The following is a 13494-nucleotide window of genomic DNA, read 5'->3' on the forward strand; positions in this document are numbered from 1 at the left end:
GTGCTCGACCATCCCCGCATAAAACGTCACCGGTTCGTTCGGCGCGCCGAGCAGTGGTTCCCGCCCGCGCCGGTCCGGTGCCGTTTCCTCCCAAGTTTTCAGGTGGCTCCACCAAGACCGCACCTTGCCGATAGCCTGGTTGATCGCCGCCCGCCGCAACTCCGTCGGCATCCCCTGAGCCGCCGGAACGTGTTCGTCGAGCGGCCACCCCGGGTTCGGGTGGGCTTTGGTCGCCAGGGTGTGAAACTCCGCGAAGGTCAACAGTTCTTGGTTGGTGCGCGTTCGTTCTTTGATAGACCCGTCCTTCTTCCGAACCTGGACCGGCTCGTCCAACACGTTCAGATGTGCGGCGAAAAAGTCCATGTAAAACACAATCACGGCATTATAGATGTCCTTGGTCCTCTCCAACGCCTCCGTCTTGCACCGATGGACCTCCCTGTGAATCCCGATCCGGATCGTCTTGATGACCGCGGCCAGTGCCCTCACCTCCCATCTCGTTCATGACTTTTTGGACCTTGTCACGGAATTCCTGGGACCGCTTGCCGTACATCCGGGCGGAAAACAAGGTGATGATCGTCAACAGATCCTCCACCAGCTCCTGCTGGGATGTCTTCGGCTCGGTCTTGTGGGTGGACTCGACCGTCACCCCGTGACTCTCGAAAAACCTCTCCAGATACCGATAGCCGAACCGGGCCAACCTGTCCGGGTATTCAATCAGCACCCGGTCGATTGCCCCGTCTTCGGCGAGTTTGATCAGATCTGACAGTTGTTTCCAGTTCTCATTGATGCCCGACGCCTGTTCGGAAAATACCCGGACCACATCGTACCCGCGTTCTTCCGCGTACCGCTCCAGCCGTTCCCGTTGCCGCTGGAGATTGCCGTCCGCCTTTTGCTTGGCCGAAGATACCCGGGCGTAGATCGCCGTCCGGTCCCCGGCCAGTTTTCCCAAAAGCCGCTTCACCTCCTCGATGTCGAACAGCCTGTGGTTCCCCGGCGAACGAATGGAATGAATCTTCCCGGCCTTGTCCCAGCGACGGATCGTCTGCACGCTCAGTCCCAGCATCTTCGCCACTTTGCCAATCGGTAGATACTGTGTGTCCTTCATGATTATATATTATCATGAAGTATCGTTAATGTATATATATTTTTAACCTCCGCGCATTTAAGCCGAGTCGCGGAAAATCAGGAGGAACTGCAAACAAAACTCCCCGCGTCTCCAACAAAGCGCGAACAACTTCGCACTTTCTTGGAGGCGAGGGGAGTCGAACCCCTGTCCGAGAACCTCGCTACACCGGCTTCTACGGGTGTAGTCGTTTTACTGAGGTTCGCCGTCAGAGCGCGAAACGACACGCTCTCTTTCGGGCTAGCCTGCTATTATCTCATCGAAGGCCCACAGGCAAAGGCCCTTCGACCAGCCCGCGAGGTTGGCGCCCATCCAAGCGGTGCGGGCGCCCGCTCGGTGAACGTCCGGCATTAAGCAGCCAGAGCGAGTTCTTCTTTGTTCGCGTTTCTTGTACGCCCGCGTTGGTACGTGGTCGCAGCCCCACGACCCGCCACCGATGCTCGAACAGTCCCCGTCGAAACCAATACGCCCCCATGTTGGGTTGGGATTACTCCACTCACTGCTCCCGCGCCCTTCACCCGCCGGGCGGTGTGCCCGAGATCCTTGAGATTCGCAGTTGCCCGATGCCACCGGCCCGTCAAAGGCCAACCACATGGCGGCACAAGGCTGGAGCAGTATTTTATTTTATCACGGCTGGAGCATAAAGAAAAGGGGCGTGGACATCAAACATTTTTCTAATCCCCTTCACTTCTGCCGCTCCCGAAAGGCCCGCTCAATCTCCCGGGCCGCGTCCCGTTTGGCCATGTCCTGACGCTTGTCGTACAATTTTTTCCCTTTGGCCAGGCCGATCTCCACCTTGCACAGGCCGTGTTTCAGGTACAGCCGGAGCGGGATAAGCGAATAGCCCCGCTCCCGGCTCTGGCCGTGGAGCCGCAAAATCTCGCTTTTGTGTAGAAGCAGTTTCCGGGTTCGCCGGGGGTCGTGGTTAAACCGGTTCCCCTGCTCATACGGGCTGATGTGCATGTTGTGCAAAAATATTTCCCCATTCTCCACCCGGGCGTAGCTGTCCTTCAGGTTGGCCCGGCCCTGGCGGATCGCCTTGATCTCCGTGCCGGTGAGCACAATCCCGGCCTCGAAGGTGTCTTCTATAAAAAAATCATGGTACGCTTTGCGGTTCTGTGCCACCACTTTTTCCCCGGCCATTTTCCCCACCTCATCCCGTCCGGGTATCGCCATTATGATAACCGCATCCAAGGGCCCTGCCAAGGGGGACCGGCCGATATGCCACCACCGGGACCGGAACCGCCCGGCGCCGCATCCGCCCGGGGCAACCCCGTCGTTACACACCGGCCCATTCCCGGGCTCGGTCCCGCCTCAGCCGCGACGCCGCCCCTTTTTTCCCTTCGCCTTCGCTTTTTTTGCCCCGCCGTCTTTCTTCTTCTTTTTGCCCGGGGTGACCGCCTCGCCTACGAGAACCAGATCCCGGGCTCGGCTCCGACCGGAGCCTGCCGATTTTCGTGCCCCCGCTCTACCGACCGCCGCGGAAGCCGCTCCCTCCACTTTCTTCTTCCTCCAGCTGCGTCCGCCGCTGCCCGCTGCCGGCCGGAACACCGCAGCCCCGGCCTCCGCATCTTCTGCCTGCCCTTCTCCCGATTCTTCCACCAACCGGAAATCGATGGTGCGCTCCTCTTTGTCCGCCCCGGCCACGAGGACCTTCACCCGATCCCCGATCCGAAAGTTCCGCCCGGTGCGCTCGCCTATCAGGGCGAACTGCCGGTCATCAAACCGATAATAATCATCGGTCAGATAGCTGATGTGAACGAGTCCCTCCACCGAGTTTTCGAGTTCGACGAACAGCCCGAAGGAGGTGACCCCGCTGACGATCCCTTCAAAGGTCTCTCCGACCTTGTCGAGCATGAACTCCACTTTTTTCAGATCCTGGCTCTCCCGCTCCGCATCGACGGCCACCCGCTCCCGCTCCGACGACTGATCGGCGATCCGCGGCATCTCCGCCCGCCAATGGGCCTCTTTCGTCGGGGGCAGGCCGCCCTCCCGCAGCCACTCCCGGATCACCCGGTGGATCACCAAGTCCGGATAACGGCGGATCGGCGATGTAAAATGGGTGTAAAACTCTGCCGCCAGTCCAAAATGGCCCAGACCCTCGTGGGAATAGCGGGCTTGGCGCATGGAGCGCAGCAGAATCGTGTTCACCACCCGCTCCTCGGGTTTGCCCCGCACCTGCTCCAGGATCTCCTGCAGAGCCCGGGGTTCCGCCCGCCCCCCCTTCGTCCGCAGGACATACCCCAGGTTCCAAATAAACTCCTTAAAACCCTCGATTTTCTCCGGGTCCGGATCTTCGTGCACCCGGTACAAAAAGGGAACCTCCAGCCGCTGAAAATGTTCGGCCACCGTTTCGTTCGCCGCCAGCATAAATTCTTCAATGATCTGCTCGGCGACAGTCTGGGGCTTCCGGACGATGTCCACGGGCTTCCCGGACTCGTCCAGAATCACCTTCGTCTCGTCAAAATGAAAATCCACAGCCCCCCGGGCCAATCGCCGCTTTCTCAGCGCCATCGCCAAATCCCGCATGTGCCGAAACATCGGAACCAGCGGCTCATATCTCGCCGCCAGCTCCGGATCCTCCTCGAGGATGCGGCGCACCGCCGTGTAGGTCATCCGCTCCCGGGTCCGGATGACGCTCGGGTAGATCTCGTGATGCACCCGCCGCAGGTCCGGTGTCCACTCCATATCGCAGGTCATGGCCAACCGGTCCACCTGAGGATTCAAGGAGCAAATCCCGTTTGACAACCGAGGCGGCAACATAGGGATCACCCGGTCCACCAGGTATACGCTGCAACCCCGACGGAAGGCCTCCTCGTCCAACGCCGACCCTTCCTTGACGTAGTAACTGACATCGGCGATATGCACCCCGAGCAGCCAATTGCCGTTTGGCAGCCGTTCCAGGGAGACAGCATCATCCAGATCCTTCGCGTCCTCCCCGTCGATGGTCACCATGGCGCGATCCCGGAGATCCCGCCGCCCCACAAGATCCTCGCCCTGAACCGTTTCCGGCACCCTTTCGGCCTCCGCCAGCACATCCTCGGGAAATTCCTCGGGGAGTTCATATTTGCGCACCACGGCCAGCACGTCCACGCCGGGGTCGCCCGGCCGCCCCAACACCTCTATGACCCGCCCTTGGCAACTGGTGGCCCTTTCGGGATAGACGGTGATCTCCACCACCACTTTGTCCCCGTCATTCGCCCCGCCAAAATCGTCCGGAGCAATAAACACGTCCACGGGAATTCGCCGATCGTCCGGCCGAACAAAGGCGTAGTAGCGCATCGATTGGAACGTTCCCACCACTGTGTGCAGGGCGCGCTCCAGGATCCGGATAACCTCCCCCTCCGCCCGTTCCCCGTGCCGCTGGTGAATCCGGGCCACCACGCGGTCGCCGTGCATCGCGCCCCCGAGATCCCCGGAACTCACGTAAAGGTCCGGAATCCCCGGTCGATCGGGGATCACAAAACCGTACCCCCGCTGTTTCATCTGCAGCCGCCCGACGAGAAGGTTCATCCGCTCAGGCACGCCGTACCGATGGGTTCGGGTGCGGACTACCTGCCCGTTCTCCTCCATGCGCTGCAAAAGCGCAAGAAACGCCTCCTGTTCACCTTCTTGTATGTGCAAAGCCCTCTGCAGTTCCGCTGCCGCCATGGGCTTATATGATAATTCTCTCATCAGCGATAAAATCTGTTCTTCCATATTCACCCTCTCATCCCCTCCGAGGGGGACAGACCCGCCACGCCTCACCCGGATCTCGACTCGTTGTTCTAGTATGTGCGCTAGCTGCAAGTTGTAACCCATTCCCTTGTCATCATGGCGCCAAATCGTGTCCCCTCAGCCAATCGAGCACATCCCGCCACACCGCTTCCCGGTCCCGGTCGACAGTCAGAATATGGCCGGACTGCTCGTACCAACGCAACGCTTTGTCGGACGTGCCAACCCGGGCATAAATATACCGGGCGGACTTCGGGCGCACCGTTCGATCCCACCGGGCCTGAAGCACCAAGGTGGGGACTCGCACCCCGGGCAGCAATCGCTTGGTCCGCCGGATCAGGGTCATCAGTTCCCCGACACATCGGGTGGGCGTGATGTCATAACCGGCGAGATACCGTCGAATCTCCGGAGGATACCCGGCGCTTCCGTCCCGGTGAAACCGGTGAATGGGCGCGACAAAACGGGCCAAGTGCGCCCGCCGATCCTGTAAATAGATAGGAGCACACATGGAGATCACCGCATCCACCGGAACCCCCGCCACCCCGGACCCGAGATACAAAGACAAAGCACCCCCCATAGACAGGCCCGCCGCCACGATCCGGGAACTCCGTTCCCGCAACTTTCTCGCTGCATCCCGGGCGGAGGCCACCCAATCCCTCCAGCCTGTTCGTTCCATATCCAAGGGAGACGTGCCGTGCCCCGCCAACAGCGGCCCCGCCACGGTGTACCCCTGCTGAGCAAGCCACTGACCCATCGGTCTCATTTCCGAAGGCGAACCGGTAAACCCGTGCACCAGCAGAATCCCCACTGAACCCCCGGGGAAGAAAAACGGCTCGGGCGACGCCTCCGTGAATTCCTGGTCTTCCTTCACCCCGGCCCTCCTCTCGAAGACAAAGCCGCCCGCGGAGCGGACGGCTGCTCTCTTCCCATCCCCTATGAAACTCTTCCCTTTCAAGATCCCCGGGCAATCAACCACGCAACGACGAGCGCCACAATAAAAAATACAGTGCCCAATATCGTCGTCGCTTTCATCAACACAGCGTCGATACCCCTGGCTTTGCGCCCGACCAGCTGCTCGGCGCCCCCGGCGATCGCTCCGGACAACCCAGCGCTCCGGCCGGATTGCATGAGAACCACCCCGATGAGGGCCAAGCTCACAATCACCAGTAAGATCTTCAAAATCGCCAGCCACATGGGCCACGCCCCCGCCTTTCATCCTTTCCTGCCAGGTCACCCCCGGCCTTCATCCCGCCTTCGAGACGTCCCGGGCATCCCAATCATTCCACATCCATCGTATCATGAACGAGCCCAGGAGCACAACCACTATCGACGCAGGTTATAGAAGGCATCCCGGCCGGCGTACCGCCCGGTATACGTCAACGCATCTTCAATCCGAAGCAGCTGATTATATTTGGCCACCCGATCAGTTCGGGAAGGTGCCCCGGTCTTGATCTGCCCGGTTTGGGCCGCCACGGCGATGTCGGCGATGGTCACATCCTCCGTCTCCCCGGACCGGTGGGAGATCACCGCCGTGTAGCCCGACCGTTTCGCCATTTCAATGGCCTCGAAGGTCTCGGTCAAAGTGCCGATCTGGTTGACTTTTACTAGGATCGAGTTGGCCACCCCCCGATCGATCCCCGTCCGCAGCCGAGACGTATTGGTGACAAAAAGGTCATCGCCCACCAACTGGACTTTCTTTCCCAACCGGGCGGTCAGCGCCTCCCAACCTTCCCAATCGTCCTCCGCCAACCCGTCTTCCACCGATACAATGGGATATTTGGCGATCAATCGTTCGTACAGGGCGATCATCTCCTCTGCCGTGCGGGTGACCCCTTCGCCGGCAAAGACGTAACGGCCATCTTTGTACAACTCGCTCGACGCCACGTCCACGGCCAGCATCACGTCCTCGCCCGGCCGGTATCCCGCTTTCTCCACGGCCCGCACGATGACCTGGAGCGCCTCTTCGTTCGATCCGAGACTCGGCGCAAACCCGCCTTCGTCGCCCACCGCCGTGGCCAGTCCCTTCTCCGAGAGCACTTTTTTCAGGGCATGAAACACCTCGGCCCCCATCCGAAGGGCTTCCCTAAAAGTCGGTGCCCCCACCGGCAGGATCATGAATTCCTGGATGTCCACATTGTTGTCAGCGTGTTTGCCCCCGTTGAGGATGTTCATCATCGGCACGGGCAAAGTCCGGGCCGCGAATCCCCCCAGGTACACGTAGAGGGGAAGCCCCACGGCTTGGGATGCGGCATGGGCCACCGCCATGGACACCCCGAGGATGGCGTTCGCCCCCAGCCGGCCTTTGTTGGGCGTTCCGTCGAGGTCGATCATCAGCCGGTCGATCCCCACCTGATCCAGGGCGTCCTGCCCGATCAACTCCGGCCCGATGGTCTCGTTGACGTGGCCCACAGCTTTCCGGACCCCTTTTCCGCCGTAGCGCTCCCCGCCGTCCCGCAATTCCACCGCCTCGTGGGCGCCGGTGGAAGCTCCGGAAGGAACTATGGCCCGCCCCGTCGCCCCGCCTTCGAGCTCAACTTCCACTTCCACAGTCGGATTGCCCCGGGAATCCAGCACTTCCCGGGCCGTGATTTCATAAATCGTCGTGTTCACAGCACCAACCCCCGCCCCGTCATGTCCTTTGGCTTCTCCAATCCTAACAAATCGAGTATCGTCGGCGCAATGTCGGCGAGGACGCCGCCCTCCCGGAGGTGAACCCCCGGTTTCGTCACGATGAAAGGCACCGGATTGGTGGTATGGGTGGTGCACGGGCCCCCCGTCTCCGGGTCGACCATCACATCGGCGTTTCCGTGGTCCGCCGTAATCAGGGCCACCCCGCCTTGGGCGAGCACCGCCTCCACCACCCGGCCCAGGCATTCATCCACCGCTTCCACCGCCCGGATCGCCGCCTGGAGATCACCGGTGTGACCCACCATATCCGGATTGGCAAAATTCAACACCACCACGTCCAAGACCCCGGAGCGAATCCGCTCCACCGCCTCATCCGCCACCTCATAAGCGCTCATCTCCGGCTTCTGATCGTAGGTCGCCACCTTGGGGGAAGGAATCAGCACCCGATCTTCCCCCTCAAAGGGCTCCTCCCGTCCGCCGCTGAAAAACGAGGTCACATGGCGGTATTTTTCCGTCTCGGCGATGCGCAACTGGCGCATTCCATGTCGTTCCAGAATCTCCCCCAGAGTATTGGTCAAAGACTCCGGCCCAAAAGCCACTTCAGCGCGAATGGCCTCGCTGTACTGGGTCATGCAGACGTAGTCCACCACCGGCGGCTTCGGCCCCCGATCGAACTCCTGAAAATCCTTCTCTGTAAAGGCCCGGGAAATCTGGACCACGCGGTCCGGACGAAAATTAAACACAATCACCGCATCACCGTCTTCCACGGAGCCCACCGGCCGCCCGGCTTCATCCACCATCACCATCGGGACCACGAACTCATCCGTCACCCCCCGGCGAAAGCTCGCCTCCAGGGCTTCGAGCGGATCGGTGTACGTTTCCCCCTCCCCATACACCATCGCCCGGTAGGCCTTGGCGGTTCGCTCCCATCGTCGGTCCCGATCCATGGCGTAATAGCGCCCCGACAAGGTGGCAATCTGCCCCACCCCGAGCTCCCGCATCCGTTCGATCAACTGCCGCACATACATCCGGGCCGACTCGGGCAGGACATCCCTGCCGTCCAGAAACGCGTGGACATACACCCGGTCCACGCCCTCCCGTCGGGCCATCTCCAAAAGCGCGAACAAATGCTCAATATGGCTGTGCACCCCCCCGTCGGAGAGCAGCCCCGCCAGGTGAAGCCGGCTGCCCAATTCCTTCACGTGGCGCATCGCCCCGAGCAGTGCGGGATTGCGGAAAAAATCCCCGTCCCGGATCGCTTTGGACACCCGGGTGAGATCCTGATACACCACCCGGCCCGCGCCCAGATTGAGATGCCCCACTTCGGAGTTGCCCATCTGGCCGGCGGGCAGCCCCACCGCCTCCCCGCTGGCCTGAAGCTGGGTGTGCGGATATTCCTTCCAATAACGATCAAAATTCGGTTTCCGGGCCTGGGCCACCGCATTGCCTTCCCGCTCCTCCCGAAGTCCAAAACCATCCAGAATAATCAACGCCACGGGACGTGGACGATTCATTGTGCCTCTCCTTCCCCCGCCTGGGCAGTGGCGGCGTTCGCCGCCGAAGCCACCAAGGCGAAAAACGATTCTGGACGCAAACTCGCCGTGCCCACGAGCCCGCCGTCCACCTCGGCCTCCGCCAAAAACTGTGCAAAATTATCCGGGGCCACGCTACCCCCGTACAGAATCCGGATCTTCTCCGCCGCCGGACCCGCCAACTCCCGCAGCCGGCGCCTCACCGCCACCGCCATTTCCCCGGCATCCCGGGCCTCGGCGGACCGCCCGGTCCCGATCGCCCACACCGGCTCGTAAGCCACCACCACCCGGGCCGCCCGGCCGGTGTCAAGTCCTTCTAAAGCGGCGGTGAGTTGGGCGGCCACCACCTCTTCGGCCCGCCCCGCCGTGCGCTGTTCCAACGTCTCACCGACACAGAGAATCGGCGTCATCCCTTCTTCGAGCGCCGCCCGGAGCTTTCGCTTCACCGCCTCGTCCGACTCGCCAAAATAGGCCCGTCGTTCTGAATGGCCCACGATCACGTGGGAACACCCCACGGCCCGGAGCATTCCGGGCGACACCTCTCCGGTGAACGCCCCCCGGGACTCCCAGTGAACGTTCTGAGCCCCCAAATACACCCCCCGGGCCCGGAGGTCCGCCCCCTGCAGGGCGGGCAGAGCGGGGTAAGGCGGACAAATCACCACCTCCACCCGCCCGGTTTCCCCGGATAGCCGCCCCGAAAACTCGCGCCAAAAGGCCAGGGCCTCCTCGGGCGTTTTGTTCATCTTCCAGTTCGCCGCCAAAAGCGGTTTCCGGGCCGCGTTCATCCCCGCACCGCCTCCCGGTCCAGAAGGGCCGCAACCCCGGGCAGCACGCGCCCTTCGAGAAATTCCAGCGACGCTCCGCCCCCGGTGGACACGTGGGTCATGCGGTCTGCCAGTCCCATTTTGGTCACTGCCGCGGCGGAATCTCCCCCGCCGACGATGGTGGTGCCCTTCACCCCGGCCATGGCCTGGGCCACCGCCAAAGTCCCGGCCGCAAAAGGTTCCATCTCGAATACCCCCATCGGCCCGTTCCAGATCACCGTGTGGGCATCCGCCAGCATCGCCCGGCAACGCTCCACCGTCTCCGGGCCGATGTCCAGGGCCATCCAGCCCTCCGGAACCCCCTCTTCCACCCGCACCGTCCGGCGCTGGGCATCGGCGGAAAAGCGATCGGCGATCACCAGATCCACGGGCAAAAGAAGGGCTGTCCCCCGGCCCTCCGCCGTCCGCAAGGTCTCCCGGGCGGTCTCCAGGCGGTCTTCCTCCACGGAGGAACTCCCCATGCGATAGCCCCGGGCGGCGAGAAACGTGTTGGCCATCCCGCCCCCGATGAGGAGCCGGTCCACTTTTTCCAGAAGACGGGCCACCACGCCGATCTTGTCGCTCACCTTAGCCCCACCGAGTACCGCCGCAAAAGGGTGTTCCGGGTGGCTGAGGGCCCGGGAGAGCACGGTCAACTCCCGCTCCATCAAAAGCCCGGCCACCGCCGGCAAAAACTGCGCCAACCCCGCCGTAGAAGCATGGGCTCGGTGAGCCGCCCCGAAGGCGTCGTTCACGTACAGGTCGGCCAAACCCGCCCAAGCCCGGGCCAGGGCAGGATCATTTTTCTCCTCCCCGGGCTCAAAGCGAACATTTTCCAACAACAGCACATCTCCGGGACCCATTCCCGCCACCGCCTGTTCCACTTCCGGTCCCACCACAGCATCCACTTTATGTACGGGCCGGCCGAGAAGCTCCTGAAGGCGCCGGGCCACCGGGTCCAGCCGATACCGCTCATCCACCCGGCCTTTCGGGCGGCCCAGGTGGGACGCCAGGATCAACCGGGCTCCGCCCCGAATGAGATACTCAATCGTGGGCAGAGCCGCGCGGATTCGGCCATCGTCCACCACCCGGCCGTCCTCGATGGGCACGTTAAAATCCACCCGCACAAAAACGCGCTTTCCCTGAACCTCCACATCCCGAATCGTTGCTTTGTCCATCCCCCATCTCCCTCCGTTCACAGGCTCTCCCGCACATGCAAAGAGGAGAAGGGCCGCCTCCTCCTCATCCAACCATTCTAATCCTAACAGATTTTGCAGCGGGACGGAACTGGACCCACATCATCCCATCGGGTCAGTTTGCGTCCCGGGAATGCAATCAAACGGAACTCCCTTCCCGGCTTTTAACCGCCAGCATCCGGGATGTTTACACCCCGAGGGCCGCCAGCGCTTTTTCCCGGGACGGGAATCCCTGGCGGGCCATGTACCCCGCCAAATCCACCACCCGGTTCGAATATCCCCATTCGTTGTCATACCAGGCTACCGCCTTGATCATCGTGCCCTCCATCACCATCGTGGACAGGCCGTCCACCACGGAAGACCGGGGGTCCCCATTGAAATCTCTCGAGACCAGTGGTTGATCGGTATAGCCCAGAATGCCGTTGAGCGGCCCTTCTGCCGCTTCGCGCAAAACGGCGTTCACCTCATCCACCGTGGTGGAGCGCCGCACATCCACCACCAGGTCCACCACGGAAACGTTCGGCGTGGGTACCCGCATGGCAAACCCGTTCAGTTTTCCCTTCAGCTCTGGCAGGACCAGGGCAACCGCCTTGGCCGCCCCGGTGGTGGTGGGAATAATGGACAGCCCCGCCGCCCGGGCCCGGCGCAGATCTTTATGGGGAAAATCCAAGATTCGCTGGTCGTTGGTATAAGAATGAACGGTGGTCATTAAGCCCCGTTCAATCCCGAACTGCTCGTGAAGAACTTTCGCCAAGGGGGCCAGACAGTTGGTGGTGCAGGAGGCATTCGAGATAATAAAATGCCGCTCGGGATCGTAAGCCCCCTCATTGACCCCCATCACCACCGTCAGATCCTCATTCTTGGCCGGCGCCGTGATGATCACTTTCTTCGCCCCGGCTTGCAAATGGGCCTTTGCCTGCTCCCGGCTGCGGAACCTCCCTGTGGACTCCACCACCACGTCGATGTCCAACTCCCCCCAGGGCAGGCGGGTAGGATCGGCTTCGGCACATACCTTTATCCGCTTGCCGTTCACCACCAGGGCGTCCCCTTCCGCCCGGACCTCCGCATCAAAAATCCCGTGCACCGAGTCGTATTTTAATAGCATTGCCAAAGTTTCGGCGTCGGTCAGGTCGTTCACCGCCGCGATTTCCACATCTCCTCGGCGGTAAGCCGCCCGAAACACATTGCGCCCGATTCGCCCAAACCCGTTGATCGCCATCCTCATGCCCAGATCCCTCCACTTTTTCAATGCCACTTCGCCACCGGACCGCCCGGGCGGCCGGTCGCTCAGGAAATCTCATGAATTTCGGCGGTTTTGGCGCCCTCGCCCTGGTCTCCGCAACCCTTGTACCGGGCCAGGATCTCCCGGGCCGCGCCTTCGTCCGTCACCAACATGTGGGGCGCCACTGCCTTGGCCACCGCGGCAATAGCTCCCGCCTTGCCGCGACCGCCCGCTACGGCAATCACCGCCCGCATACCGGAAATATCCCCCAGGCCCAGGCCCAGGGTATGTTGTTGATACACGATTCGCCCATCTTGGTCAAAATAGTATCCAAAAGCTTCCCCTACGGCGCCCCGCTCTTCCAGCACGGCGATTTCTTCCGGCGGCAAGCGCCTTCTCCGGGCCATGGCTATAGCCTGGCCGATCCCGTGAACGACAATGCTCGCTTGTCGAATGAGGTGCAGTTTTTCTGCGATCTGAGGCTCGCCGGCCAAGGATCGGTACGCCTCTTCGCTGAGCCGGTCGGGGACATGAAACAGGAGGTACTCCGCTCGGAGTCGCTCGGCGAGATCGGCCGCAATGGTGTTGGCCTGGTATTCCACCCGCTCTCCCACCCCGCCCCGGGCCGGGACCACCAAAATATTCCCCGGGTGAACCGGCGGCATCCGAGCCGCCACCGCGGCCACCGTCGTCCCCCCGGTCACCGCCACCACGTCCCCCCGACGGAGAACCTCCCGCAAAAACCGGGCGGCGGTAAACCCGAGATCGCCCTTGACTTCGGGATTTTCATCCACGTCACCGGAGACGACCCGCACGGCTCGCAACCCCAGCACCCGGCGCAATTCCCGCTCCAGATCCGCCCGCCCATCTAGAATCCCCATCACTTCCCCCAGGGCATCCAGCAGGGACTCCCCCAAAGGCGTTAGACGCATCCCACTGCTGTCCACGGCCACAAGGCCCTGGTCCTTCAAAAAGTCCACCTCGCCCCGCAAAATGCGCTCGGTGGTGTCCATCACCTGGGCCAAGGTCCGGCGGCCCACCGGCTGCATGTCGTACATCTGCCGCAGGATGCGAAACCGGCCTTTCATCGTCTCGATCACATCGGGCACCAACCTCTGCTGCAGGGTCAGCAGACTTTTCATGGCTTCATCCCGCCGTTCCACGTTCCACGGATCCACTCGCCTCTCCCACCTTCTTTCGGGACATAATATGTCCCGCATGTACTTTTTTTGTCCCGATCGGGGCTAAATAAGAGGCGGCACCGCTGCGTGCGGAA

Annotated in this window: 11 protein-coding genes, 1 other RNA gene and 1 pseudogene; all 13 read right to left on the reverse strand. The window is 62.0% G+C overall.

Translation table 11 applies throughout. The features are described 5' to 3' along the window. Positions 1–408, reverse strand: a pseudogene (locus K6T64_RS10735) (zinc ribbon domain-containing protein); the annotation flags it as partial. Beyond that, a complete protein-coding gene (locus tag K6T64_RS10740; RefSeq protein ID WP_288010122.1) occupies positions 383–1105 on the reverse strand; it encodes an IS607 family transposase in 723 nt (240 codons plus the stop codon). The pseudogene K6T64_RS10735 and the gene K6T64_RS10740, both read right to left, overlap by 26 nt. A 141-nt stretch (positions 1106–1246) precedes the next feature. Beyond that, positions 1247–1596, reverse strand: a transfer-messenger RNA (tmRNA) gene (gene ssrA, locus K6T64_RS10745). A 211-nt stretch (positions 1597–1807) separates the two neighbouring features. After that, positions 1808–2266 carry an SsrA-binding protein SmpB gene (smpB, locus tag K6T64_RS10750; RefSeq protein WP_100669121.1) on the reverse strand — a complete coding sequence of 153 codons (459 nt, stop codon included), beginning with the start codon at positions 2264–2266 and terminating at the stop codon, positions 1808–1810. Between the two features lie 171 nt (positions 2267–2437). After that, positions 2438–4828 (reverse strand): ribonuclease R, encoded by a 2391-nt coding sequence (gene rnr / locus K6T64_RS10755; RefSeq protein WP_288010123.1) that lies wholly within the window; start codon positions 4826–4828, stop codon positions 2438–2440. Positions 4829–4934: 106 nt separating this feature from the next. Continuing rightward, positions 4935–5708 (reverse strand): alpha/beta hydrolase, encoded by a 774-nt coding sequence (locus K6T64_RS10760; RefSeq protein WP_288010124.1) that lies wholly within the window; start codon positions 5706–5708, stop codon positions 4935–4937. 80 nt (positions 5709–5788) lie between these two features. Next, entirely contained in the window at positions 5789–6031 is a 243-nt protein-coding gene (gene secG, locus K6T64_RS10765; protein ID WP_100666826.1) for a preprotein translocase subunit SecG, read from the reverse strand. Positions 6032–6160: 129 nt separating this feature from the next. Beyond that, positions 6161–7447: a phosphopyruvate hydratase gene (eno, locus tag K6T64_RS10770; RefSeq protein WP_100666825.1), complete on the reverse strand. Its 1287-nt coding sequence runs from the start codon at positions 7445–7447 to the stop codon at positions 6161–6163. Continuing rightward, entirely contained in the window at positions 7444–8979 is a 1536-nt protein-coding gene (gene gpmI / locus K6T64_RS10775) for a 2,3-bisphosphoglycerate-independent phosphoglycerate mutase (RefSeq protein WP_100666824.1), read from the reverse strand. Before gpmI ends, eno begins: the two co-directional genes overlap by 4 nt. Continuing rightward, positions 8976–9782, reverse strand: a complete 807-nt coding sequence (tpiA, locus tag K6T64_RS10780) for a triose-phosphate isomerase (protein ID WP_288010125.1) — start codon at positions 9780–9782, stop codon at positions 8976–8978. The genes gpmI and tpiA overlap by 4 nt, the downstream gene beginning before the upstream one ends. Next, the gene (locus tag K6T64_RS10785) at positions 9779–10978 is read right to left on the reverse strand and encodes a phosphoglycerate kinase (protein ID WP_170084890.1); all 1200 of its coding nucleotides are present in this window, start codon (positions 10976–10978) and stop codon (positions 9779–9781) included. The genes tpiA and K6T64_RS10785 overlap by 4 nt, the downstream gene beginning before the upstream one ends. Before the next feature lie 205 nt (positions 10979–11183). Further along, positions 11184–12221 (reverse strand): type I glyceraldehyde-3-phosphate dehydrogenase, encoded by a 1038-nt coding sequence (gene gap, locus K6T64_RS10790; protein ID WP_407928378.1) that lies wholly within the window; start codon positions 12219–12221, stop codon positions 11184–11186. A 62-nt stretch (positions 12222–12283) separates the two neighbouring features. After that, a complete protein-coding gene (locus tag K6T64_RS10795) occupies positions 12284–13396 on the reverse strand; it encodes a sugar-binding transcriptional regulator (RefSeq protein WP_232070034.1) in 1113 nt (370 codons plus the stop codon). Positions 13397–13494: the final 98 nt, after the last annotated feature.

Source organism: Kyrpidia sp. (assembly GCF_023512215.1).
GTDB classification, from domain to species: Bacteria; Bacillota; Bacilli; order Kyrpidiales; family Kyrpidiaceae; genus Kyrpidia; species Kyrpidia spormannii.